General features: G+C 44.9%; 18 protein-coding genes and 1 pseudogene. 11 read left to right on the plus strand and 8 right to left on the minus strand.

Going from position 1 to position 25,678, the window contains the following annotated elements:
• Positions 1-405: 405 nt before the first annotated feature.
• A complete protein-coding gene (pulA, locus tag WDV75_RS07240; RefSeq protein WP_273558245.1) occupies positions 406-3,204 on the plus strand; it encodes a pullulanase-type alpha-1,6-glucosidase in 2,799 nt (932 codons plus the stop codon).
• Positions 3,205-3,263: 59 nt separating this feature from the next.
• Here pulA and kdpD read toward each other — a convergent pair whose 3' ends face one another.
• The 5 genes from kdpD to kdpF are packed head-to-tail and all read right to left on the minus strand — an operon-like array spanning position 3,264 to position 10,493.
• The gene (gene kdpD / locus WDV75_RS07245) at positions 3,264-5,981 is read right to left on the minus strand and encodes a two-component system sensor histidine kinase KdpD (RefSeq protein WP_273558246.1); all 2,718 of its coding nucleotides are present in this window, start codon (positions 5,979-5,981) and stop codon (positions 3,264-3,266) included.
• The gene (gene kdpC / locus WDV75_RS07250; protein WP_273558247.1) at positions 5,968-6,567 is read right to left on the minus strand and encodes a potassium-transporting ATPase subunit KdpC; all 600 of its coding nucleotides are present in this window, start codon (positions 6,565-6,567) and stop codon (positions 5,968-5,970) included. Before kdpC ends, kdpD begins: the two co-directional genes overlap by 14 nt.
• A 55-nt stretch (positions 6,568-6,622) precedes the next feature.
• Entirely contained in the window at positions 6,623-8,689 is a 2,067-nt protein-coding gene (gene kdpB / locus WDV75_RS07255; RefSeq protein ID WP_273558248.1) for a potassium-transporting ATPase subunit KdpB, read from the minus strand.
• Positions 8,690-8,705: 16 nt separating this feature from the next.
• Complete coding sequence (kdpA, locus tag WDV75_RS07260; protein WP_273558249.1) at positions 8,706-10,403, minus strand: potassium-transporting ATPase subunit KdpA; 1,698 nt, start codon at positions 10,401-10,403, stop codon at positions 8,706-8,708.
• Positions 10,404-10,493, minus strand: coding sequence for a K(+)-transporting ATPase subunit F (kdpF, locus tag WDV75_RS07265; RefSeq protein ID WP_065814091.1), 90 nt, complete (start codon positions 10,491-10,493; stop codon positions 10,404-10,406).
• Between the two features lie 348 nt (positions 10,494-10,841).
• Between kdpF and WDV75_RS07270 the strand changes: the two are divergent.
• Positions 10,842-11,027: pseudogene (locus tag WDV75_RS07270) on the plus strand (YbfA family protein); the annotation flags it as partial.
• 78 nt (positions 11,028-11,105) lie between these two features.
• Here the strand turns inward: WDV75_RS07270 and tnpA are convergent.
• Positions 11,106-11,531, minus strand: coding sequence for an IS200/IS605 family transposase (gene tnpA, locus WDV75_RS07275; protein ID WP_338860970.1), 426 nt, complete (start codon positions 11,529-11,531; stop codon positions 11,106-11,108).
• 56 nt (positions 11,532-11,587) lie between these two features.
• On the opposite strand from tnpA, the gene WDV75_RS07280 reads away from it, so the two are divergent.
• Positions 11,588-12,760, plus strand: coding sequence for an RNA-guided endonuclease InsQ/TnpB family protein (locus WDV75_RS07280; protein ID WP_273570738.1), 1,173 nt, complete (start codon positions 11,588-11,590; stop codon positions 12,758-12,760).
• 250 nt (positions 12,761-13,010) lie between these two features.
• Positions 13,011-13,754 (plus strand): type 2 GTP cyclohydrolase I, encoded by a 744-nt coding sequence (locus WDV75_RS07285; RefSeq protein WP_273570744.1) that lies wholly within the window; start codon positions 13,011-13,013, stop codon positions 13,752-13,754.
• A gap of 84 nt (positions 13,755-13,838) precedes the next feature.
• Here the strand turns inward: WDV75_RS07285 and WDV75_RS07290 are convergent, their stop codons facing one another.
• Positions 13,839-14,987 carry a multidrug effflux MFS transporter gene (locus tag WDV75_RS07290; RefSeq protein ID WP_273570736.1) on the minus strand — a complete coding sequence of 383 codons (1,149 nt, stop codon included), beginning with the start codon at positions 14,985-14,987 and terminating at the stop codon, positions 13,839-13,841.
• A 120-nt stretch (positions 14,988-15,107) separates the two neighbouring features.
• Between WDV75_RS07290 and WDV75_RS07295 the strand changes: the two genes are divergently transcribed.
• A complete protein-coding gene (locus WDV75_RS07295; RefSeq protein WP_273570735.1) occupies positions 15,108-15,893 on the plus strand; it encodes an AraC family transcriptional regulator in 786 nt (261 codons plus the stop codon).
• Between the two features lie 102 nt (positions 15,894-15,995).
• Here WDV75_RS07295 and WDV75_RS07300 read toward each other — a convergent pair whose 3' ends face one another.
• Positions 15,996-17,279: a citrate synthase gene (locus WDV75_RS07300; protein WP_189758112.1), complete on the minus strand. Its 1,284-nt coding sequence runs from the start codon at positions 17,277-17,279 to the stop codon at positions 15,996-15,998.
• A gap of 621 nt (positions 17,280-17,900) precedes the next feature.
• On the opposite strand from WDV75_RS07300, the gene sdhC reads away from it, so the two are divergent.
• The 6 genes from sdhC (at position 17,901) to odhB (ending at position 25,521) form a co-directional block, all read left to right on the plus strand.
• A complete protein-coding gene (gene sdhC, locus WDV75_RS07305; RefSeq protein ID WP_074022583.1) occupies positions 17,901-18,290 on the plus strand; it encodes a succinate dehydrogenase cytochrome b556 subunit in 390 nt (129 codons plus the stop codon).
• Positions 18,284-18,631 carry a succinate dehydrogenase membrane anchor subunit gene (gene sdhD, locus WDV75_RS07310; protein ID WP_047770308.1) on the plus strand — a complete coding sequence of 116 codons (348 nt, stop codon included), beginning with the start codon at positions 18,284-18,286 and terminating at the stop codon, positions 18,629-18,631. Before sdhC ends, sdhD begins: the two co-directional genes overlap by 7 nt.
• Positions 18,632-20,398 carry a succinate dehydrogenase flavoprotein subunit gene (sdhA, locus tag WDV75_RS07315; protein ID WP_189758114.1) on the plus strand — a complete coding sequence of 589 codons (1,767 nt, stop codon included), beginning with the start codon at positions 18,632-18,634 and terminating at the stop codon, positions 20,396-20,398.
• 37 nt (positions 20,399-20,435) lie between these two features.
• The gene (locus tag WDV75_RS07320) at positions 20,436-21,152 is read left to right on the plus strand and encodes a succinate dehydrogenase iron-sulfur subunit (protein ID WP_273570730.1); all 717 of its coding nucleotides are present in this window, start codon (positions 20,436-20,438) and stop codon (positions 21,150-21,152) included.
• Between the two features lie 335 nt (positions 21,153-21,487).
• On the plus strand, positions 21,488-24,295 hold the full coding sequence (gene sucA / locus WDV75_RS07325) for a 2-oxoglutarate dehydrogenase E1 component (protein ID WP_273570728.1): 2,808 nt from the start codon (positions 21,488-21,490) through the stop codon (positions 24,293-24,295).
• A 14-nt stretch (positions 24,296-24,309) separates the two neighbouring features.
• Entirely contained in the window at positions 24,310-25,521 is a 1,212-nt protein-coding gene (gene odhB, locus WDV75_RS07330) for a 2-oxoglutarate dehydrogenase complex dihydrolipoyllysine-residue succinyltransferase (protein WP_189758117.1), read from the plus strand.
• Positions 25,522-25,678 lie beyond the last annotated feature (157 nt).

Here is a 25,678-nt window from a genome sequence, read left to right on the forward strand (position 1 = left end):
AACTTGAAGTTTAATGAGTATATACCAATTGTCTTACAATATACGTCTTATTATCTTGAAGTTAGATTGGTATATATTTTTCAAATTGCCACAACTTTTAATCATGTGAAAGTACAATTGATGAATATCACAGAGGGTAACTCATCCTTTATCCTACTCCTGATATTTATTAATAAAGGATGAGGTGAGTTTATCTAATACAATGTTTAATCATTATTTTCATTTTTATTAAAAATAGCGTTGATGTGATCTTTCTATTAAAAAGGTTTTGCTATGAAATCTGACTTTTGGAGAAAAGTTTATTTTATTGTATTCAGCAGTCTATTTGTTTTATTACTTGCAAGTTGCGCACAACAGCGTTGTATCCCAAATAAAAATCATTCATTTAAAACCCAGGAGGAACTGATGGCACATAGTTTGAAGCAAATATCCGACAGTGAACAAATCTATCGTTGTCGTTCTGAACCAGAAATTTCTCACGCCTCCGCACATTGGGTTGATCGACAAACATTATTATGGTCAGGTGGAGCAGGTCAGCCTATTGTTCGCCTATATTACAATCACAACAATAAGGTAGAAGCTAATGAGCAAGGTTATTTTACCGATGACTATCTGACATTAACCCCGACAAACTTAAGCCAGGAGACGGCAAGGAAGTTTCCCCATCTGGCAAAATGGGCGGCGTTCCGTCTACCAGAAGAAACGGATATTGATCTTCTTCTGACGGGTGATTTGGTGGCTTTGGCTGCTGATGAGCAAGGTTTGTTAATATCAGCAACTCAAGTACAAACGGCGGGTGTGTTGGATGATCGTTTTGCCGATGCCGCTGATAAGCTGGAATATGGGGCACGGATAGATGACAAAGGCGTCATTTTCCGCTTGTGGGCACCGACTGCCCAAGAGGTTGGCCTGATGATTTATAATCAAGATAAGCAGATTATTGCCAATCATACAATGCAGCGCGATGCCGCAAGTGGTTCCTGGTTCTGGCAAGGTAACAAGAAATTGATTGGTGCTTACTATCGTTATGCCTTAAAAGTCTACCACCCAGATTCCCGCAATGTGGAACGTTATGAAGTGACCGATCCCTATTCTTATAGCCTGTCTACGAATTCTGAATATAGCCAGGTTGTCAATTTGGATGATGCGTCACTGAAACCACAAAATTGGGATAACCTGTTGATGCCGCATCCGCAAAATACACCAACGGATATTGCCCGCATGACCATCTATGAAGCGCATATCCGTGATCTTTCCGTGGCAGACAGCACAATACCCGCAGATTGGCGTGGTAAATATCTGGCACTAACCGCCAAGAACAGCGATATGTTCAAACATCTTAAGGCGTTGAATCAGGCGGGAATGACTCATATGGAGTTATTGCCTGTGTTTGATATTGCCTCTGTTAATGAATTTAGCCATCAGGTGGCTGATCTTGATCACTCTTTTAAACGTCTGTGTCAGGTCAATCCAATGGTGAAAAATAACCGTTTTGCGGGTTATTGCGATAGCACATTGACTGTACGGGAGGTTTTGCAGCAATTGCGGCGCGATGACAATATCAATAATCCGCAGGTACAAGAATTAAATACGATGGTGGCAAAGACGGATTCCTATAACTGGGGTTACGATCCGTTTCACTATTCAGTACCGGAAGGCTCTTATGCCACTGATCCGGAAGGTTCCGGTCGTATAAAAGAGTTTCGCTCCATGATACAGGCTATCAAACAGCAATTGGGTATGAATGTGATCATGGATGTTGTCTACAACCATACCGATGCGGCGGGTCCTGTGTCCCGAACGTCGGTATTGGATAAGATCGTGCCCTGGTATTACCACCGTTTAGATGAAATAACAGGCAATGTAGAAAATAATACCTGTTGCTCTGACACTGCGCCTGAACATCGTATGTTTGCCAAATTGATTGCAGACTCACTGGTAACCTGGGTTAAAGATTATAAGATAGATGCGTTTCGATTCGATTTAATGGGTTATCACCCCAAAGCGCAGATTATATCGGCACTGGAAAAAGTTCGGGCGATTAACCCATCGATCTACTTTTTCGGCGAGGGCTGGAATTCTGGGCAGGATGATCGGTTTGAAACCGCATCACAAGTTAATCTTAAGGGGAGTGGCATTGGAACTTTCTCTGACCGATTACGAGATGCGGTACGTGGAGGCGGGCCTTTTGATGTTGCCGACAGTATTCGTAGTAATCAGGGGGCAGGAAATGGTGCCGAAATATTACCGAACGAAATTTCTCTCTTAGATGCCGATAAGGTTCGTCATTTATGGGATCTGGTCCGTCTTGGTATGGCGGGTAATTTGGCGGATTTCATCATGATCGATAAAGATGGAAAGGTGAAAACCGGCAGGGAAATTGATTATAAGGGCACCGCTGCGGGTTATGCATTAGATCCCATTGAAGTAGTGAATTATGTCTCTAAACACGATAATCAAACATTGTGGGATATTATTAGCTATAAAGCTGCCCAAGAAGCAGATTTGCTGACGAGAGTTCGTATGCAGGCGATCTCCCTGGCAACAGTATTCCTTGGGCAAGGCCTGGCTTTTGATCAACAAGGGTCAGAGTTATTGCGTTCAAAATCATTTACCCGCGATTCTTATAATGCGGGTGATTGGTTTAATCGTGTTAGTTATGACTATAAAGACAATAATTATGACGTAGGGTTACCTGAACGCGGTAATGATGGCAAAAATTATCCACTGATTAATCGGGTCAAAAATCAGGTGGAAAAACCAAGCCAAAATGAACTATTACAGATGATGGCGTTTTATCAGGAACTACTGAGATTACGTCAATTTTCGCCGCTGATGACACTTGGCGAAGGTGCTGCTGTCAGGGAGCGTATTAATTTTATTAATGTTGGTCCTCACCAGCAACCTGGTTTACTGGTCATGACGATTGATGATGGCAATCTGACATCGGGTGATCGTGATTTGCGGTTTGATGGTTTGGTCGTCGTCATTAATGCTGCACCCTGGTCTGTGACTGTCAAAGATCTTAATGCCGAGGGGCTGAGATTAAATGATATTCAACATGAATTAGGCAAAGCGTCTTTGGCTGCAGGAATACGAATCACAGAAAATGGTGAAGTAACCATGCCTGCATGGTCAGCAGCCGTGTTGGTTTTGCCACAAGAAGGAATTCGTGGTACAGGTTTGCCTGTTCGCAGGAAATAACGAAGTTAAGAAATATTTAATTACTTTTAATACCGAGATGCTTAGGGGGCGAAGCGGTTTCAGGTTTTTGCCGTAGATGCCCCATGTAAATCTGGTGGATCTTGCAACGGCAGAAGAAAATGAAAACTGGTTCCCCCTTTTTGATTATTAGCTGCCCATATCTTTCCACCGTGGATTTCAATAATGGATTGGCAGATCGCTAGACCTAGCCCGATACCAGGTATCGCTGATTCTTTACTGGTGCGTGAGAATTTATCAAAAATCAGTTTTTTTTGTTCTGGTGGAATTCCTGTGCCTGCATCCCAGATTTCAATATGCACCTGTTTTTGAGCAGCTTTTTTCTCGATAGTAGCTTGTATGCCTAAAGGAGTCTGTTCACTGGTGTATTTAATGGTATTTTCCAGCAGGTTGATAAAAACACGTTCCAGTAAGGCGGCATCACAATGCAGCAATACATTGTTGGGTAAAGAAAGTGCTACAGTATTGCGATTGAGGGTATGTTCCAAAGAACGCAAGGCACTGCTGACAATTTCTTCCAGTGGACACCATTCAAGGTTAAGTTGAATGCCACCTGATTGTAGTCGTGCCATATCAAGCAGGTTATTGACCAGTCGAGAAAGGCTGAGAATTTGCTGGCGAATTTGATTAACTTGTTGGGTATGGGGCGAATTTTCTGTCGATAAATCCAACATCAGTATTTCAGCCTGCCCGAATAGTACAGTCAACGGAGTAAGTAAGTCGTGAGATAGGGCTGCCAGCAATGAATTACGCAGTTGTTCCCGCTCAGTTTCTAACCTGGCAGATTCTGCGCTACGGGTCAGGTGCAAGCGTTCCAGCGCATTGGCAATAAGTCCCGTGAAGATTTGTAATAGCCGCTGTTGTTCCGGTACTAGTAACTGGCGCTGGTTAGGGGATTCAATGGCAAGAACAGCAAAAACCTGCGAGGGCGTAGCGATAGGCAATAATTGATAAGGGACGCCGGGTAATGTATCAGTACCCGCTCCGGCAGGTTGTTTTTTCTCAAAACACCATTTGGCGATCGCTTCATCGATCTGCATCTGACCACCATTATGGGATTTCACTTGATATAAACGCTGATTGTTATCTGGCAGCAGCAGACCTGTTTTTGCCTGAAAGCTGTTGGATAGAAAGTAATAGCTGATACGCGCTACATCCTCTTCATTCAGAGCCTTGCTCAGTGTACGGGTTATTTCATATAGGTGCCGTGTTCTTTGTTCGCGATAACGCGCTACTCTGGCTTGATAGCGTATACCTGCGGTAAGGTTGCCAACAACTGCCCCGACAATCAGCATGACGGCCAGTGTGAGCAGATATTGAATGTTTTTGACTTCCAATGACCAACGTGGTTGGACAAAGAAAAGATCAAAACTAATGACATTGACAAAAGCAGCAAAGACAGATGGCCAACGACCATAAAACAGCGCGATAATGACAACACCGAGCAGATAAAGCGCTACCAGGTTGGCTTTGTCAAGGGTCAGCAAGAAAGTGCGGGAAAAGAGGGTAATGAGGGCACAGAGTACGATAGCCATCAAAAAACCCTGAATAGGGACTCGCCATTTATCATTGAAGGTTCGGTTATCTTTTGGCTCTTTGTCACCGTTTTTTTTATCTTCCAACGCAACAATAATCAAATCTAAATCAGGACCGAGCTTTCCCAGACGCTCTGAAAAGTCACGATACCATTTAAAGCCGAAGAAATTTACCTGTGAATTGTAATAGCGGCCAATAAGGATTTTACCCAGATTATGCTCTCTGGCGTAGCGCAGGACGGCTTTTTCTTCATCGGAATCAGAGAGTGTTGCGGTTTCAGCGCCCAGGTCTTGTGCTAGCTTTAAGGCTTGCAAAATGGTACGTCGTTTGCCTTCTGGCAATCGATGTAGTTTGGGGGTTTCAACGTAAACAGCATGCCAGGTGCAGTTGAGTTTTGCTGCCAGGCGAGCGGCTTTTCGAACCAGTTTTTCATTGCCGGCGTTGTAGCCAATGCACAGTAGTAAATTCTCTTGCGTATGCCATACGGGTTCTTTTCCTCGCGTATCACGAAAAGCGCGCATTTGGTCATCTACGCGGTCTGCCGTGCGGCGTAACGCCAATTCACGCAGGGCAATCAGGTTCCCTTTGCGAAAAAAATGTTCAATGGCACGTTCGGCCTGACCTGAAATATAAACCTTGCCGTCATTGAGCCGTTGACGCAAATCATCAGGTGGAAGATCGACCAGAACAACATCATCGGCCTGATCAAAAATATGGTCAGGAACGGTTTCCCGCACGCGAATACCGGTAATGCCGCCAACAACATCATTCAAACTTTCCAAATGTTGCACATTGATGGTAGTCAGTACATCAATGCCAGCTTCCAGTAATTCTTCGACATCTTGCCAGCGCTTCGGATGGCGGCAACCTGTAGGGTTACTGAATGCCAGTTCATCCATCAGAATAATGGCTGGATGGCGGGCAAGGGCGGCATCAATATCAAATGCCGCTATCCGGCGTTCATTATGGCGGAAATATTTAGCTGGTAATCGGGGTAGCCCTTTTAATAAGGCTGCGGTTTCTGATCGATCATGGGTTTCAACAACACCGACAATAACATCTAGCCCCTGTGCCAGCAGCCGTTGAGCTTCTTGCAGCATGGCATACGTTTTGCCAACACCCGCACAAGCACCGAAAAAGATTTTTAGTTTACCGCGGGGCTTTTCGTTTGCCAGTGTCAGCAATTCATCAGGATCAGGGCGCTGTGGTTCATTGTGTTCCATAGTCTGATCTGCCTTTTGGGTCCAGGTTATCTAACGCCAGATTTAGTTCCAGTACATTGACTATGGGTTGCCCCATATATTCCAGCAGGGGATATTGAATGTGTTGCTCAATGAGTTTATGGATGATAGCAAGTGGCATATGACGGGCTATCGCCACTCGTTGTGCCTGGAATTCTGCCGCTTCAGGGGATATATGGGGATCTAACCCGCTACCTGATGCCATGATTAAATCAACAGGAATTGGATAGGTTGCGGGATGGTTAAATAAACGTACCTGGATAATGTTTTGGTGTATTTTGCTGCTTAGTTCAGGGTTGGTTACTGCGAGGTTACTGCCTCCAGATGACAGCGTGTTATACGGTTTTTCAGCTGTCATGGAAGGTCGCCCATGAAAATAGATGGATTTGGTAAAATTCTGACCAATTAATTCAGCGCCAACCAGTTTGCCATTCTGCTCTATTAGCGATCCTTTAGCCTGATAGGGAAATAAAAATTCTGCTATTCCCGTCACCAGCAATGGATAGGCTATTCCCGTGATGAAGCTAAGCAATACCAACAGAATAATGGAAGAACGTAACCAGATCATTTTTATCACCTTATTTGAAGCACCGATTTTTAAGTATGCTGTAGTGAAAAGATCGTTAGTTAAACATTAAGACAGTGAGCAATATGTCAATAATTTTGATACCCACAAAAGGTACAAGCAGGCCACCAAGTCCATAGAGCCATAGATTCCGGCGCAAGAGTGACAATGCATTCATTGGGCGATAACTGACACCCTTTAGGGCCAATGGTAGTAAAAAGATGATGATTATCGCATTGAAGATAACCGCAGACAGTACCGCCGATTCTGGAGAATGCAGGTGCATGATGTTTAACACATTAAGTTGTGGGTACGTTACGGAAAAAGCCGCGGGAATGATGGCAAAATATTTAGCAATATCATTGGCAATACTGAATGTGGTTAAGGAGCCGCGGGTCATTAGCATCTGTTTGCCAATATGGACAACTTCGATCAACTTGGTGGGATTGGAATCCAGGTCAACCATATTGCCAGCCTCTTTCGCCGCTTGTGTGCCTGAATTCATGGCAACAGCCACATCTGCTTGTGCCAGTGCTGGTGCATCGTTTGTACCATCACCTGTCATGGCAACCAGACGTCCTTCTGATTGATATTGGCGGATAAGGGCAAGTTTCGCTTCGGGAGTGGCTTCTGCCAAAAAGTCGTCAACGCCTGCTTCGGCGGCAATTGCAGCGGCTGTGAGATGATTGTCACCTGTGATCATGACAGTCTTGATCCCCATTTTACGCATTTCACTGAAGCGCTCTTTAATGCCGCCTTTCACAATATCTTTTAAGGCAACAACACCCAAAACTTGTTGGTTCTCAGCAACAACTAAGGGTGTTTCCCCCTTATGTGCAACTTGCTGTACCAGTTGGTCAATCACATCCGGAAAATGGCTGTGATTAGCTTCAATATGGCGACGAATCGCATCGACCGCGCCTTTGCGGATCATGCGATTACCAATATTGACTCCACTCATGCGTGTCATTGCGGAGAAGGGGACAAATGTGGCATTTAATTCCCGTAGATCGCGTTCACGCATATTGAAACGTTGTTTTGCCAGGATCACGATACTGCGTCCTTCCGGTGTTTCATCCGCGAGAGAAGAGAGTTGAGCTGCATCAGCCAATTGCCGTTCCGTTACGCCTGGTGCGGGTAAAAATTGGGACGCCTGACGATTTCCTAGTGTGATAGTGCCCGTTTTATCGAGTAGCAAAACATCGACATCCCCAGCGGCTTCAACGGCCCGACCGCTGGTAGCAATAACGTTGGCTCCCAACATCCGGCTCATACCCGCAACGCCAATAGCTGACAGCAATCCACCAATGGTGGTGGGGATCAGGCAAACCAGTAAAGCAATCAATACCGTAAGTGTAATAGGCGCGCCAGATTGGTTAGCCTGAACGCTAAACAAGGAAAAAGGCAGCAGACTGACACAGACCAGCAGAAAAATAATGGTCAGTGCAGTGAGCAGAATGGTGAGGGCGATTTCATTGGGGGTTTTACGTCGTCTGGCACCTTCAACCATTGAGATCATTCTGTCTAAAAAGGTTTCTCCCGGATTGACGGTGCACTCGACGATTAACCAATCTGATAAAACTCGCGTCCCACCAGTGACAGAGGAAAAATCGCCGCCGGATTCGCGGATAACTGGCGCTGATTCTCCGGTAATAGCACTTTCATCAACGGAAGCTCCTCCTTCAAGGACTTCTCCATCACAAGGAATAATTTCTCCGGCTTCCACCAATACAATATCGCCTTTGCGCAAGGTGTCAGAAGTGATTTTTTCTTTTGCGGCCTCACGGCTGGATGAGGCTAGTTTGATTGCCCAATTAGTTCTTTTTACCCCTTTCAGACTGGAGGCTTGAGCCTTGCTACGTCCTTCAGCCAGTGCTTCTGCAAAGTTGGCAAACAGTACGGTAAACCATAACCAGAGAGCAATGGCACCAGTAAAAAGTGTGCTACCCGTTAGTTGTCCCACTAATAGGCCAATCCATAAGAGGGTGGTCAGGCAACTTCCCACATAAACGACGAACATGACCGGATTGCGCCATTGTTGAGCCGGATGACATTTTTTTAACGAATCGATAAGTGCACGGCGAATTAAAGTCGGTTCAAATAATACTTGTTGTTTATTTTTCATGCGCTACCTCACACTCTTACGGCCAAAGTTGTAGATGTTCTGCGATAGGGCCTAGAGCCAGAGAAGGAATAAACGTAAGGGCACCAATCAGTAAAATGACCAGAATTAATAGTCCAATGAAGAGCGAGCCGTAAGTCGGTAAGGTGCCATTGCTAATTGGCTGGCGTTTTTTGTTAACCATAGAACCGGCGATTGCCAGAACGGGCAGAATGATACCAAAGCGGCCAAGAAGCATGATGATGCCTAACAATAGGTTGTAAAAGATATTATTGGCATTGAGTCCGGCAAAGGCACTGCCGTTGTTGTTGGCTGCGGATGAGAAAGCATAAAGCACTTCGGTGAAACCATGAGCACCGGGATTTGCAATAGCGCTGCGGCCTGCATCGATTGAAATTGCCAACGCCGTGCCTAATAAAACAAGCGAAGGTGTGATTAAAATTGCCAGTGCGACCATTTTCATATCGTAGACATCGATTTTTTTGCCTAAGTATTCTGGTGCGCGGCCAATCATTAAGCCCGCAATAAATACAGCAAGCAGAACGAACAGTAATATGCCATAAAGACCAGAACCTGCCCCACCGAATATGACTTCCCCGATTTGCATCAACCAGAGCGGTATCATGCCACCCAGTGCGGTAAAGGAGTCATGCATCGCATTTACGGCACCACAGGAAGCGGCTGTCGTCACAACGCTATAGAGCGAAGAGGCCAGAATACCAAAGCGGGCTTCTTTGCCTTCCATATTAAAGTGGTTACTGATATTGGGATGTATGAGTTGGGCATTACCTGTGGTTTCGGCATACATCACAACGCTGGTGGCAATAATGAAAATGATGCTCATTGCCCACAGCAGGGCATATCCTTGACGGTTGTCGCCAACAACCAGACCGAATGCGAAGCATAATGCACAAGGAATTAAGAAAATAGCCAGGATCTGGACAAAGTTGCTAAGTGAAGTTGGGTTTTCAAATGGATGGGCTGAGTTGGCCCCAAAAAAGCCTCCGCCATTAGTTCCTAACAGTTTTATCGCCTCTTGGGAAGCGACTGGCCCCATAGGGAGCCATTGTTGTTGTCCCTCAAGAGAATGGATAAGGACATAGGGCGAAAAGTTTTGGATAACCCCTTGGCTGACAAAGAATAAAGCTACAATGATTGCAAGCGGAAGTAAGAGGTATACAATGATACGTGTAATGTCTATCCATGCATTTCCTACTGTTTTAGTGCCTTGACGGGAAAGTGCCCGCATTAAGGCAAAAGCCACAGCAATTCCCGTTGCCGCAGACAGAAAATTCTGAACAGTCAATCCGGCCATTTGGCTCAGGTAACTGAGGGTATTTTCTCCGCTATAAGCTTGCCAATTGGTATTAGTGATAAAACTGATCGCGGTATTAAGTGCCAGATCCCATCTCATGCCAGCAAAATGTTGTGGATTCAGTGGCAGGTGACCTTGGCTGATCAACAGTGTAAACAGTAATAATAATCCGGCGATATTGAAGATGAGAATGGTGAGAGCATACTGCCACCAGTTCATTTCTTTGACATTGCTGCCCGGTTTTTGCATGCCGCAACAACGCCATAAGAGGGTTTCTGTTTTGGTTAGCCAGTAAGGTAGCTCTCCTTCGACGAGCCGAGCAATCAGGATACCAAGCGGTTTAGCCAATAGAAATAGTATGAGCAAGAAACTGGCAATCAATAAAAAAGCGGATGTTGCCATTTAGAAATCCTCCGCATTCAATAACGCATAAATGAGATAGCCCAGCAATAGCGTCACCAGAAAAATGCCAAGGATCAGGAAGATATTCATGTGGTGTATCTCCTTGCTTATTTCTTTAAGAAATAGTCTGTTACAGCATAGAAATACCATACAAAGAAGTTATTAAAAGGTTCCTGAAAGCGTAAAAAAAGTATAAATGATCTGTGGAATTCATCGACAAAACATCATAAAGCAAGTGTAGCAAACTATGCTGAGTTAATTTTTTGTTTTCACTTTGTTTGTTTTGTTTCTGTTTAAGTGTAATTTTGTAATTAAATTACGAAATCAGAGAAAAAAGTGATTTATACCACTAAAAAAGTGGTCGGATGAGTGGTAAGTTTTCATTTTATCAGATAAAATTTTACGCATATTACAGGTTAAGCCCATGAGGGGATATCAATGTCTATATATCGTGCATACTCTTGGCATCAGGTTCTCTTGCGACGTATTGGCGCTATATCACTGGGTGTCATTGCGCTTCCTGTTATGCTGTTTCGTCGTGATCGTGCCCGTTTCTATAGCTATCTGTATAAAGTATGGCGAAAAACCAGTGATAAGCCAGTATGGCTGGAACGTTCAGAAATGACTTTAGCAAAATCCGCCGTAAACCCTCGCCCAATGCGGGCTGGGATATCAGGCGAAAAGCCCGTAGGGCTTTAAAGATCAATCAGACGTTGTCTGGCTTTGAACATAGGCTCTGAGCGTTTCAATCGTTGCTCTTCCGGAGCTACAGACAAAGTATGATCTTGACCATAAAAGCCCCGTTTTACTCTGCATCCGTAAATGCGTGTTTTGCTGGCGCAGCAGGCGCGACGACACGGATTTGAGATTGTTGACCATCACACTGACAGCAAGTTTTGGCGGATAGGCAACCAGCAGATGCACATGGTCTGGTTCTCCGTCCATCTCAATAATTTCACATTCGAGTTTTGCGGCAGCAGAAGCAAAAGCATGCCGCAACTGTTCTATCATTCGTCCATCAAACAGTTTACGGCGGTATTTTGTCGTAAAAATCAGATGCACAACAAGTTTGCTGACACTATGTCGTTTACGGAGGAACCCTGCCAGTAAATCATCGTGATTACTCAATTGATATACTCCATTAACCTGTTAAAATAAAAGTATTATATCAATGAGCGCTGACTATGTTAAGAGCCACAAAAGTACGCATTTATCCGACACCGGAACAGGCTGAGTTTCTCAATGCCCAGTTCGGCGCCGTTCGTTTTGCGTACAACAAAGCTCTGCACATCAAAAAACAGGCTTACCAGCGCCACGGTGTCAGTTTAAGCCCCCGTAAAGATCTGAAACCGCTGTTGGCAGTCGCGAAAAAATCCCGTAAATATGCCTGGCTCAAAGCGTATGATTCCATCGCATTGCAACAGGCGGTCATTAATCTTGATGTGGCTTTTTCCCATTTTTTTAATCCGAAACTGAAAGCGCGTTTTCCGGCATTTAAAAGTAAGCATGGAAAACAATCAAGCTATCATTGCGTTGGGGTTAAAGTGCTTGATAGCGCGATCAAGATCCCGAAAGTTTCACCGATTGAAGCGCGTTTACATCGTGAAATGACGGGCTCATTGAAAAGTATCACGCTGAGCCGCAGCGCAACGGGGAAATATTATGCGTCAATACTCTGCGATGATGGGACAGAAGCGCCGGCGAAACCCACATTGATATCAACTGTTACGGGTATTGATATGGGACTCTCGCACTACGCCATTAAATCGAATGGTGACAAAATCCCGAATCCCCGCCCTCTCATCAATGCCAGTCGCCACCTGCGACGTAAACAGAAAGCGTTGTCCCGTAAGAAAAAGGGGAGTGCGAACCGTCGCAAAGCCCGTATACAGCTTGCGGGTGTGCATGAACGGGTAGCCAATACCCGTGCTGATTTCCAGCATAAACTCTCCCGCACAATTGTTGACGAAAGCCAAGCGGTAATTGTGGAGACACTGAAAGCAGCAAATATGATGAAAAATCATCATCTGGCACGTGCTATCGGCGATGCCGGATGGTCTGGGTTCATCACAAAACTGGAATATAAGGCCGCAGAGAAAGGGGTGCATCTGGTGAAACTGGATCACTGGTTTGCCAGTTCAAAAACCTGTCACTGTTGTGGCCACAAAATGCCGGAAATGCGGTTAAATAAGCGAATCTGGCAATGTCCTGAATGCGGAGTTGAACATGACCGCGATATCAACGCGGCAATCAACATCGAACGCAAGGGCATACGGGAATTATGTGCGGCGGGACTCGTCGTGCAATCTGCCCATGGAGGCCAGCGTAAATCCGTCATACAGACGGTTGCGGCCTAGGAAGTGGGAAGCCTCGCCCGACGCGGGGAGCAGTCACAGACTCGAAATCGCTAAAATGGCATGATGGCTGAGCCTAATCAGGCATACGCATTAAACTTCAAGTTACAACACGCTATGAAACCTGATTTCTCCCCCACTTCGCGGGGAGAAATCAAACGCATCTTGAAGTGATAACCAATCTATTTTGACTTAATCCATGGCAGGTATGTATTTTATGATGAAGAAAATGCTAAGTGACAAGGAGAATGTGATGAACAATGTTGAATTGGAGCATGTGCTCAATACGGAATTGAAGATCCGTGAATTTCAAGATTACGCTCCCAATGGATTACAGGTGGAAGGCCGCCCTCATGTTCAACGGGTAATTACAGGCGTGACAGCCTGTCAAGCACTGTTGGATGAAGCTGTTCGCCTTGAGGCAGATGCTGTCATCGTTCATCATGGATATTTTTGGAAGAATGAATCTCCGGTTATCCGTGGCATGAAGCGTCGCCGTTTGCAAACACTGCTTTGTAATGATATCAACTTGTATGGTTATCATCTTCCGTTAGATGCCCATCCTGTTTTAGGTAACAATATCCAATTGGCCCGTCAGATGGGTGTGAAAGTTATCGGTGAGATTGATACTCTTCTTCCTCATGGTGCTTTTGATCAACCTATTACACCGGCAGAATTGACTGAACGTCTCGAAAAAAGCCTGAAGAGAAAGATACTGCATTGTGGTGATAATGCCCCCGAAGAGATCCGCACGCTGGCATGGTGTACAGGTGGTGGTCAAGGTTTTATCGAACAGGCGGCAGAGTTTGGTGTTGATGCCTTTGTGACAGGAGAGGTATCAGAAAAAACAATCCATGTTGCCCGTGAAATGGGACTGCATTTTTTTGCGGCAGGGCACCATGCGACAGAGCGCTATGGTATCAAAGCACTCGGTGAATGGCTGGCGAATAATTATGGGTTGGATGTGACTTTTATCGATATTCCTAATCCGGCTTGATTTTTTAGAAACTTGATTTCTCCCTGCTTCGCAGGGAAAAATCACACGCATCTTGACGTTAGATGGGTATATAGCCTCTGGATTTTATTTCCATTTCGGGACGTGGGGCTTTTTATTTTGAAAGAGAGAGAAAACAATCATTGCGATCCCACAACATATTAATACGCAGCCTAATGCCTGACTCCAGCCCGCCAATGCCAAACCAAGCCCCAGCAGCGAATAGTAAAACAACCCAAGTAAAGCACCGGCTGTACCTCGCCTATCTGAATAGTTAGTTAATGCAGAAGCTAAAATATTCGGGATCGCTAACCCATAAGCGATGACTATTCCCAATATTGGAAAAATAAAGAGCCAGCTATTTTCGAGCAAATAGACACCGATCCCACTGAATAAACTGATTAATGAAGCAAGGGTAACTACTTGGATTGATACCCATTGTTGCTTTAATAGATATTTGTTTAATAGTGAACCTAATCCAACGCCGAAAGTTAATAACAAACCAGTATAACCAAATACTTTCTGTGACAATCCAAATTGTTGGAAACGAAATGGCGCTAATTGGTAATAGCTGAACAAACAAATATTGAAAAGTGCGATCAAAAACGCATTTCGCCAAATTGAAATATCTTTAATCATCATAATTACTGTGCTAAATAAAGCCACCTTTGTTATATCAGTTGGTCGAGTTTCTGGTAATCGGGTAATAGACCAACAGATCAGGATAACTGCCAGAATAACTAACCCAGCAAAGACTGCTTTATAGCCAGCAAAATAGTTCAATGTTGAACCACTGAACATGCCAATGGCAGGGCTGATGGCTAAGGCAATACCCATAACAGAAAAGACACGTGTTAACTCTTCCCCACGATAAGTATCACGCATAATAGTTTGTGTGCCGACAGAGCCAACTGCGGCTCCGAAAGCAGACAGCATTCGGGCAATGAGCAATAACCAAAATTGTTGTGTCAATAATGCCAACAGGGAAGCGAGGCCATAGAGTGATAGACCAGTAATAATAGTTGGGCGCCTGCCAATGACATCACACATACGTCCCCATACGACAACACCAAGAGCAAAAGCAAAAAAGTAGAGTGATAGTGTTTGGGCGGCTTGCTCTGGGTTGACGGAAAATCCAGCGGCAATATTGATTAATGCGGGACTATAGATGGTTTCTACGATCTGTGGGAACATCATCAAGGCAATAGCGAGCCAGATTGATGGTTTATTTTGCATGATTTTTTTCTTTTTGCTGATAAGTCATGGCTTGAAAGGTTAGCATTATGGCTGTTGTCTTTTTATGATAATAAAGACTATTTGTTTATTTAATCGGACATTAAATCAGAAGGAATAAACATGGCATGGCTGCAACAACGTGATTATTTTGATCCTGATAGCTTGGATATGCCTGTAATAGGGATCGCAGCAGAGATGGGGCAACACGATTCTGGCTTTCATCAACATGATATGGGGCAATTACTGTTTACCCAACGGGGCTGTATCAAGATTACCTTGGCAAACCAGATTTCTGTTCTGCCGCCAAGTAGAGTGGCATGGCTTCCTCCCAGGATACGGCATCGGGCAGAAATGCGTGGCTCTATAGGTTACCGTTCTATTTATTTAAATTCCAGTTACTTGGAATTTTCTGAAATGGCATTGCTTCCGACGCAAAGTGAAATATTAGAAGCCACGCCACTATTACAGGCACTTTTAGAGCGTATCGCGACATCTTCTTTTGATTCTGATTGGTATCAGGGAAAAGGAGCAAATTTGTTAGCACTGTTTTTTGATGAGATCCGTGAAGCACGTAGGGAACCAACTTTATTGCCGTTACCTTCTGATCGGCGTTTAGCACATTTATCATTTGATCAATTGCCGCCACCATTACACAGTCTGGCGACTTATATTGGTGCCAGTGAGAAAACCATTACTCGGATATTTCAGCGTGAAACAGGAATGAATTATCAACAGTGGCGACAGCAATGGCGATTGGTAAAGGCAATAGAGTTATTGGCACAGAATAAAATGTTATCCTATGTTGCACAGGAACTCGGTTTTGCCAATGATAGTGCATTTGTGACATTTTTTCGCAAAATCATGGGAAGGCCGCCAAGGGAATATATGGCGGGTTCAGAGAGATAAAACAAAACTACACCTCTAATATCAGAATAAAAAACTGACATAAGAGGTGCAGAAATACACTATTCAAAATGTGCCAGAATATGAATAGTGTTATTGATTCAATTATTTTTTCAGCTGGCTCTTGAAATCGCGTTTCGAGTGACCAGTATAAAGCTGGCGCGGACGTGCGATCTTCAAGCCTTCATCGTGCATTTCATTCCAGTGTGCAATCCAGCCAATAGTACGGGCAATGGCGAAAATCACGGTGAACATGGTCGATGGAATACCCATAGCTTTCAGGATGATGCCTGAATAGAAGTCGACGTTTGGATACAATTTTTTCTCAATGAAGTATGGGTCATGCAAGGCAATACGCTCTAATTCCATTGCCACTTCCAGCAGACTGTCATTCAGACCAAGCTCATTGAGTACTTCATGGCAGGTTTCACGCATCACTGTTGCGCGAGGATCATAGTTTTTGTAAACACGGTGACCAAAGCCCATCAGGCGGAAAGAATCATTTTTGTCTTTGGCACGAGCGATGAATTCAGGAATGTGTTCGACAGTTTGGATCTCTTCCAACATCCGCAAGCAGGCTTCATTTGCTCCACCATGCGCTGGCCCCCAAAGGGATGCAATACCCGCAGCAATACAAGCAAATGGGTTGGCACCAGAAGAACCCGCAGTACGTACCGTTGAAGTTGAAGCATTTTGTTCATGATCTGCATGCAGAATGAAAATGCGATCCATAGCGCGTTCTAAGACTGGATTAACTTTATACTCCTCACACGGTGTTGAGAACATCATGTACAGGAAGTTAGCCGCATAAGACAGATCGTTACGTGGATAAACGAAAGGCTGTCCAAGAGAATATTTGTAACACATTGCCGCAACAGTTGGCATTTTGGACAGCAGGCGGTAAGCAGTAATTTCACGGTGGCGAGGATTATGGACATCCAGCGCATCATGATAGAAGGCCGCTAGTGCGCCTGTCACGCCACAAAGTACAGCCATTGGATGGGAATCACGGCGGAAACCATGGAACAGACGGGTGATCTGTTCGTGGATCATAGTATGGCGAGTCACCGTAGTTTTAAATTTTTCGTATTCTTCGGGAGTGGGAGGTTCGCCATATAGCAGAATGTAACAGACTTCCAGATAGGTCGATTCCGTTGCAAGCTGATCGATGGGGAAACCACGGTGTAGCAAAATGCCTTCATTGCCATCAATATAGGTGATTTTCGACTCACAAGAAGCAGTGGAAGTAAAACCTGGATCATAAGTATAGAAGCCTTTTGAGCCGAGGGTACGAACGTCAATCACTTCAGAACCTAGGGTCGGCGTTAGTACGTCTAGTTCGATAGCAGCTGAACCATTTATGTTCAACGTAGCCTTTTTATCAGCCATTTATATCTCCTTAGCGCTTATTTTTATAACCCCTAACAACCAGATAGGCGCAATTTATACTGTGCCGAAGGCATTGTGCTACCGGAGAGAATTTAAAATCAGGCTGGTATCACATTTAACGCTGAAATCTCATTACGGATGACAATGGTTTTCAGGTTGTTAAAAAGTTTTTGGAAGTTATGTTTAAAGTATTATTGACATAAAATGTTATCATTTTGTGCTTATATGATACTTTTGCATAACTTTTATTTTTCGTTAAGATTAATTTTGCATCATAAAATGATGGCAAATAATATATAACGACATATATGTAAGATAAATGTTTAATCTTTGTCAAACAAGATTGTTAATTTCATGAAAAATGTTTGAAGCGTGATCTTTCTCACTGTTCAAGCTAAATGTTAATAATCATATTGTGTGGCAATTGTAATAACAATGTGAAGTACTTATACTTCTGACAGGTCTCCGGATTATCCTGATGTAGGAGCACCCAGCGTAACCAAATCACAACTTTTGATGAACAGTAGGGATTGTTTAAGTTAATTATGTTGTGTCTTTGTATCCTCTTCGCGCTGTCTGATTCCCGCCCAGGACCGGAGGATGGAAAATAAAAAAAGCTTTGTGGGCAAAATTGTGAAAAAACAAAGACCTGTCAACCTTGATCTGCGGACGATTAACCAACCCGTCTCCGCGATAGCATCGATCTTGCACCGTATCTCAGGCGTCATCACCTTTATCGCAGTTGGCATTTTACTGTGGTTATTGGGGATGTCTCTGTCTTCGCAAGAAGGCTTCCTGCAAGCATCTGAAATCATGACTGGCTTCTTCGCCAAATTTATCCTGTGGGGGATATTGACGGCGCTGGCTTACCACATCTGTGGAGGCATTCGCCATGTGTTGATGGATTTTGGTTTCCTGGAAGAGAATCTTGCTACCGGTAGTGCATCTGCCAAAGTAGCAATAGCAATCGCGGTTATTCTGTCTATTCTGGCTGGGGTATTATTATGGTAAGCAACGCATCCGCTTTGGGTCGTACAGGTATTCAGGATTGGCTGCTACTGCGCGCATCCGCAATTATTATTGTTTTGTACGTCCTCTATCTTGTCGGTTTTGTCGCAACAACGTCGGATATTACCTATGAAGTCTGGCGGGGTTTCTTTTCTTCATCCCTCACTAAAGTATTCACTGTGTTGACGCTGCTTTCTATTCTGGTTCATGCGTGGATTGGAATGTGGCAGGTACTGACAGATTATGTCAAACCGCTCGCACTGCGTCTGGTTTTGCAACTGGTGATTATCGTAGCGCTGTTAACTTATTTGATTTACGGAACAATTGTGGTGTGGGGTGCATAAATGAAACTGCCAGTAAGAGAGTTTGACGCTGTTGTTATTGGTGCTGGCGGCGCAGGTATGCGTGCTGCACTGCAAATTTCACAAATGGGTTTATCTTGTGCTTTGATTTCCAAAGTGTTCCCAACTCGCTCCCACACTGTATCAGCACAGGGTGGGATCACTGTTGCGTTGGGCAATTCCCATGACGATAACTGGGAATGGCACATGTATGATACGGTGAAAGGTTCCGATTATATTGGTGACCAGGATGCTATCGAATATATGTGTAAGACTGGCCCAGAAGCTATTTTGGAACTGGAACACATGGGGCTGCCATTCTCCCGTCTGGATGATGGCCGTATTTACCAACGCCCATTTGGTGGGCAATCCAGAAATTTTGGTGGCGAGCAGGCTGCTCGTACTGCCGCTGCTGCTGACCGAACTGGCCACGCTCTATTACATACTCTGTATCAGCAGAATCTAAAAAACCACACGACTATTTTCTCCGAATGGTACTCGTTGGATCTGGTTAAGAATCAGGATGGTGCAATTGTCGGTTGTACCGCGATTTGTATCGAAACCGGTGAAGTGGTCTATTTCAAAGCTAAGGCGACTATTTTGGCAACCGGTGGTGCTGGTCGTATCTTCCAATCCACAACTAATGCGCATATCAATACCGGTGATGGTGTGGGGATGGCATTACGTGCGGGTGTTCCTGTTCAGGATATGGAAATGTGGCAATTCCACCCAACGGGTATTGCTGGCGCGGGTGTTCTGGTTACGGAAGGTTGTCGTGGTGAAGGTGGTTACCTGCTGAATAAAGATGGTGAGCGCTTTATGGAGCGTTATGCGCCAAATGCTAAAGACCTTGCTGGCCGTGATGTAGTCGCACGCTCTATGATGATCGAAATCCGTGAAGGCCGCGGCTGTGAAGGCCCATGGGGTCCGCACGTTAAACTGAAACTAGACCATCTGGGTAAAGAAGTATTGGAATCTCGCCTGCCAGGTATTCTTGAATTATCCCGTACTTTCGCCCACGTCGATCCAGTAAAAGAACCAATCCCTGTTATCCCAACCTGTCACTATATGATGGGGGGTATCCCAACTAAGATCACAGGTCAAGCGCTGACAGTCAATGAAAAAGGCGAAGATGTAGTGATCCCTGGTTTGTTTGCTGTGGGTGAGATTGCTTGTGTCTCTGTTCACGGTGCAAACCGTCTGGGGGGTAACTCACTGCTTGACCTAGTGGTATTTGGTCGCTCCGCAGGCTTGCATTTGAAAGAGTGTCTGATGGAACAGGGGGCTAGCCGTGATGCTAGCGAATCTGATGTTGATGCGGCTCTTCAACGTCTGAACCGTTGGAATAATACCCGTTCAGGTGAAGATCCAGTGGAAATCCGCAAAGCATTGCAAGCTTGTATGCAGCATAATTTCTCGGTATTCCGTGAAGGTGATGCGATGGCAAGGGGACTGGAAGAGCTGAAAGTGATCCGTGAACGTCTGAAAAATGCTCGTCTGGATGATACTTCATCAGAATTCAATACCCAACGCATTGAATGTTTGGAATTGGATAACCTGATGGAAACGGCTTACTCAACTGCGGTTGCTGCGAATTTCCGTACAGAAAGTCGTGGTGCCCATAGCCGCTTTGACTATCCAGAGCGTGATGATGCTAACTGGCTGTGCCATAGCCTCTACTTACCGCAAACTGAGAGCATGACTCGTCGTGAAGTGAATATGCAGCCAACGCTGCGTGAAGCTTTCCCGCCGAAAGTGCGTTCTTACTAATTGCATTGCTGATGTTCCAGTTGCGGAGAAATAGATTATGAAACTTGAATTTTCAATTTATCGTTATAATCCAGATGTCGATGATATACCTCGTATGCAGGATTACACGCTGGAAGCAGAGGAAGGGCGCGACATGATGTTGCTGGATGCGCTCATCCAGCTAAAAGAGCAAGATCCAACCTTGTCATTCCGCCGCTCTTGTCGTGAGGGGGTTTGTGGCTCTGATGGCGTGAATATGAACGGTAAAAACGGCTTGGCATGTATTACCCCCATTTCAGCGCTGCGCCGTGGCAATAAGAAAATCGTTATTCGTCCATTGCCTGGTTTGCCTGTGGTGCGTGATTTGGTTGTTGATATGGGGCAGTTCTACGCGCAATATGAGAAAATCCGTCCTTATCTGATTAATGATGGTAAAAACCCACCTGCGCGTGAGCACCTGCAATCACCAGCACAGCGTGAAAAGCTGGATGGTTTGTATGAATGTATCTTATGTGCCTGCTGCTCAACGTCCTGTCCATCATTCTGGTGGAATCCGGATAAATTTATCGGTCCGGCTGGTCTTTTGGCGGCATACCGTTTCCTGACTGACAGCCGTGACACAGAAACAAGTTCACGATTGGATAATCTGAATGATGCATTCAGTGTATTCCGTTGTCATGGAATTATGAATTGCGTCAATGTATGTCCTAAAGGATTGAATCCGACTAAAGCGATTGGTCATATTAAATCTATGTTGCTGAAACATAGTGCATAGCAAAATAACAATTTGCACATAAATAACACATAAATAGTGTGTAAATAGTGCATATAATGTTGCCCTCCACAATTTTGAAATAAATATCAAATCAGTGGAGGGCATTAAAGAATGAAAAATGATAAATTGCCTGCTGCTAAAGACGAAGTCTGTTTCTAAATAAAGGGATCTTTAAAAACTGATATTCGGTTTTTAAAGGTTCCTTGAAGGGTAGGAAAACCCATAGAAGAACATGCATTAAGCACGTCCAAATGAACCTTTTATCAACACCGCTAATTAAGCGGTATTTGTTAACCACGGCGAAAACTAAAGCTTTTAAAGCTTAAGGGATCACAATGCAGAACGGCGCAATGAAGGACTGGCTGGACTCAAGCTTTCTGGCTGGTGCAAACCAGTCTTACATAGAGCAAATCTATGAAGACTATATAACCGATCCTAATTCTGTTGATGCAAGTTGGAGAGAAATTTTCCAACAATTACCGGAAGCAGGACTTAACGGCGAACAACTTCACTCACAGACACGCGATTATTTCCGTCGTCTGGCAAAGGATGCCACGCGTTACCACACTTCAGTCAGCGATCCAGCAATGGATGCAAAACAAGTCAAAGTATTGCAGCTCATCAATGCATTCCGCTTCCGCGGACACCAAAATGCAAACCTTGATCCATTGGGATTATGGAAACAGGAACCTGTACCCGATCTTGATCCTGCTTTCCATAATTTAACAAAAGCGGATTTTGAAGAAACGTTTAATGTAGGCTCTTTTGCCATTGGCAAAGAAACCATGAAATTGGCTGATCTGTATGACGCGCTGAAACGCATTTATTGCGGTTCAATTGGTGCGGAATATATGCACATCACCAATACGGAAGAAAAACGTTGGATCCAACAACGTCTGGAATCAGTGACAGTCAGTTCACAGTTTAGTGCAGAGGAAAAGCGTCGTTTCCTGAAAGAATTAACATCAGCGGAAGGTTTGGAACGCTATTTAGGCGCTAAGTTCCCAGGGGCGAAACGTTTCTCCCTGGAAGGTGGCGACGCACTTATCCCTATGTTAAAAGAGTTGATCCGCCACGCAGGTAAACAAAGTACCCGTGAAGTGGTTTTGGGGATGGCTCATCGTGGTCGCCTCAACGTATTGGTCAATCTCTTGGGTAAAAAACCGGTAGATCTGTTCGATGAATTTGCGGGTAAACACAAAGAGCATCTGGGGACAGGCGACGTAAAATACCATCAAGGTTTTTCGTCTGATTTTGAAACCGAAGGTGGTTTGGTACATTTGGCTCTGGCCTTTAACCCATCTCACCTTGAGATTGTCAGCCCTGTTGTTATCGGTTCTGTACGTGCCCGCCGTGATCGTCTTGATGAAGGTCGCAGTAACATGGTGCTGCCGGTCACCATCCACGGTGATGCCGCAGTCACAGGGCAGGGGATTGTTCAGGAAACGTTGAACATGTCTCAGGCTCGTGGTTATGAAGTTGGCGGTACTGTTCGTATCGTAGTGAATAACCAGATTGGTTTCACCACGTCTAACCCGAAAGATGCTCGTTCAACCCAGTATTGTACTGATATTGTGAAAATGGTTCAGGCGCCAATTTTCCACGTTAATGCAGATGATCCGGAAGCGGTTGCATTCGTCACACGTCTGGCGCTTGACTTCCGTAATACCTTCAAACGTGACGTTATGATCGATCTGGTCTGCTACCGTCGCCACGGTCATAACGAAGCTGATGAGCCAAGTGCAACTCAGCCACTGATGTACCAGCAAATCAAAAAACAACCAACTGCACGTAAGATCTATGCAGATAAGCTGGTAGCGGAAGGTTTGCTGGAAGCCAATGACGTTACTGAGATGGTGAACCTGTACCGTGATGCGCTGGATCATGGTGAATGTGTTGTCGATGAATGGCGCCCAATGGGGCTGCACTCGTTCACATGGGAACCTTATCTAAACCACGAATGGGATGAAGAGTATCCACATCAGATGGATATGAAACGCCTGCAAGATCTTGGCAAGAGCATCAGCACTGTTCCTGCCAAAGTGTCAATGCACTCACGTGTTGCGAAAATCTATAGCGACCGTGCAGAAATGGCTAATGGCAATAAATTGTTTGACTGGGGTGCTGCGGAAACATTGGCTTACGCGACCTTGGTTGATGAAGGTATTCCTGTCCGCATCTCTGGTGAAGATGCGGGACGTGGTACTTTCTTCCACCGTCATGCTGTTATTCATGACCAAAACAATGCTTCTGTTTATGTGCCGTTGGCGAATATCCACAATGGACAGGGTGTATTTAAAGTATGGGATTCTGTCCTTTCAGAAGAAGCGGTACTGGCATTTGAATACGGTTATGCAACAACTGAACCTCGTGTTTTGACGATTTGGGAAGCCCAATTTGGTGACTTTGCTAACGTGGCTCAGGTTGTGATTGACCAATTTATCAGTTCTGGCGAACAGAAATGGGGCCGTATGTGTGGCTTGGTTATGTTGCTGCCACATGGCTATGAAGGGCAGGGACCAGAGCACTCATCGGCACGTCTGGAGCGTTATCTGCAACTGTGTGCTGAACAAAATATGCAGGTCTGCGTACCATCGACTCCAGCTCAGGTTTATCACATGCTGCGTCGTCAGGCTCTGCGTGGTATGCGCCGTCCGCTCATCGTGATGTCACCGAAATCACTACTGCGTCATCCATTGGCTGTGTCTACTCTGGATGAATTAGCGCATGGCAAATTTGAGCCAGTGATTGGTGAAATTGACGCTTTAGATCCAAAAGGTGTTAAGCGCGTTGTGCTTTGTTCTGGCAAAGTTTATTACGATCTGCTGGAACAGCGTCGTAAGAACGAACAGACCGATGTTGCTATTGTGCGTATTGAACAGCTGTACCCATTCCCACGTCAACATCTGCAAGCTGAACTTGAGCAGTATGCCCATGTTCATGACTTCGTCTGGTGTCAGGAAGAGCCACTGAACCAAGGGGCTTGGTATTGCAGTCAACATAATTTCCGTGAAGCAATCCCATTTGGGGCTTCTTTACGTTATGCAGGTCGTCCGGCATCTGCTTCCCCAGCTGTGGGATATACGTCTGTTCACCAGCAGCAACAGCAAGCACTGGTTAATGACGCACTGAACGTTGAATAAATTAAGGATAGAAAATGAGTAGCGTAGAAATTCTGGTCCCAGACCTTCCTGAATCTGTTGCAGATGCCACTGTGGCAACGTGGCATAAAAAACCAGGTGACACCATAGAGCGTGATGAAGTGCTGGTTGAAATTGAAACGGATAAAGTGGTTTTGGAAGTACCAGCAAGTGAAGCCGGTGTTTTGGAATCCATTTTGGAAGAAGAGGGCGCCACTGTACTGTCCAGGCAACTATTAGGTCGTATCCGTTTAGGTGACAGCACGGGTATACCTGCCGAAGTAAAAGCTAAAACAGAGGCAACACCAGCACAGCGTCAGACTGCGTCTTTGGAAGAAGAAAGCAACGATGCACTAAGCCCTGCTGTCCGTCGTCTGATTGCAGAGCATGATTTAGATCCTGCTGCCATTAAAGGCAGTGGTGTTGGTGGCCGTATTGTGCGTGAAGATATCGAGAAATATGTCGCTGCGAATAAAAAAGTGAGTGATAAGCCTGTTACATCTGCTGAACAGCCATCTTTATTGCCACACCGCAGTGAAAAACGTGTCCCAATGACGCGTCTGCGCAAGCGTGTTGCAGAACGTTTGCTTGAAGCGAAGAACAATACGGCAATGTTGACGACTTTCAATGAAGTCAACATGAAGCCAATTCAGGAATTGCGCAAGCAGTATGGCGATGCATTTGAAAAACGTCATGGTGTACGTCTGGGCTTTATGTCTTTCTATGTGAAAGCGGTTGTTGAAGCGTTGAAACGCTATCCAGAAGTGAACGCTTCCATTGATGGAACGGATGTGGTTTACCACAACTATTTTGATATCAGTATTGCTGTATCTACACCACGTGGCCTGGTTACACCGGTATTGCGTGATGCAGATGCATTGAGCATGGCTGACATTGAGAAAAGCATCAAAGAGCTGGCTATCAAAGGCCGCGACGGTAAACTGACTGTTGAAGAACTCACTGGCGGTAATTTCACCATTACTAACGGCGGTGTTTTCGGCTCTCTGATGTCCACCCCGATCATTAACCCACCACAAAGCGCGATCCTTGGTATGCATGCCATTAAAGATCGCCCAATGGCTGTAAATGGTCAGGTTGAGATCCTTCCGATGATGTACCTGGCACTGTCCTATGACCACCGTCTGATTGACGGTCGTGAGTCAGTCGGCTTCCTGGTGACCATCAAAGAAATGCTGGAAGATCCAACACGTTTGCTGCTGGATGTATAGCATCACTATCGGCGGAGAGTGTGAATTCCGCCAAGTCTGAAGTAGTACGACGTTGATGTAAAAATATATGCAGGCCAGCCCCAAGGGGCTGGTCATATCCAGAGCAACAAAATAGAAGGTAATTTACCTTTCTTAAATTAAATTATGGATAGAACAT

Source organism: Xenorhabdus griffiniae, from assembly GCF_037265215.1.
Taxonomy (GTDB): domain Bacteria; phylum Pseudomonadota; class Gammaproteobacteria; order Enterobacterales; family Enterobacteriaceae; genus Xenorhabdus; species Xenorhabdus griffiniae.

Coding starts and splice junctions, on each gene's coding strand:
- pulA (WP_273558245.1), top strand. CDS start 406: ATGGCACATAGTTTGAAGCAAATATCCGACAGTGAACAAATCTATCGT.
- WDV75_RS07290 (WP_273570736.1), bottom strand. CDS start 14,987: ATGCAAAATAAACCATCAATCTGGCTCGCTATTGCCTTGATGATGTTC.
- odhB (WP_189758117.1), top strand. CDS start 24,310: ATGAGTAGCGTAGAAATTCTGGTCCCAGACCTTCCTGAATCTGTTGCA.
- WDV75_RS07285 (WP_273570744.1), top strand. CDS start 13,011: ATGAACAATGTTGAATTGGAGCATGTGCTCAATACGGAATTGAAGATC.
- WDV75_RS07320 (WP_273570730.1), top strand. CDS start 20,436: ATGAAACTTGAATTTTCAATTTATCGTTATAATCCAGATGTCGATGAT.
- sucA (WP_273570728.1), top strand. CDS start 21,488: ATGCAGAACGGCGCAATGAAGGACTGGCTGGACTCAAGCTTTCTGGCT.
- kdpD (WP_273558246.1), bottom strand. CDS start 5,981: ATGGAACACAATGAACCACAGCGCCCTGATCCTGATGAATTGCTGACA.
- kdpF (WP_065814091.1), bottom strand. CDS start 10,493: ATGAATATCTTCCTGATCCTTGGCATTTTTCTGGTGACGCTATTGCTG.
- WDV75_RS07280 (WP_273570738.1), top strand. CDS start 11,588: ATGTTAAGAGCCACAAAAGTACGCATTTATCCGACACCGGAACAGGCT.
- kdpA (WP_273558249.1), bottom strand. CDS start 10,403: ATGGCAACATCCGCTTTTTTATTGATTGCCAGTTTCTTGCTCATACTA.
- sdhA (WP_189758114.1), top strand. CDS start 18,632: ATGAAACTGCCAGTAAGAGAGTTTGACGCTGTTGTTATTGGTGCTGGC.
- kdpB (WP_273558248.1), bottom strand. CDS start 8,689: ATGAAAAATAAACAACAAGTATTATTTGAACCGACTTTAATTCGCCGT.
- WDV75_RS07295 (WP_273570735.1), top strand. CDS start 15,108: ATGGCATGGCTGCAACAACGTGATTATTTTGATCCTGATAGCTTGGAT.
- kdpC (WP_273558247.1), bottom strand. CDS start 6,567: ATGATCTGGTTACGTTCTTCCATTATTCTGTTGGTATTGCTTAGCTTC.
- WDV75_RS07300 (WP_189758112.1), bottom strand. CDS start 17,279: ATGGCTGATAAAAAGGCTACGTTGAACATAAATGGTTCAGCTGCTATC.
- sdhD (WP_047770308.1), top strand. CDS start 18,284: ATGGTAAGCAACGCATCCGCTTTGGGTCGTACAGGTATTCAGGATTGG.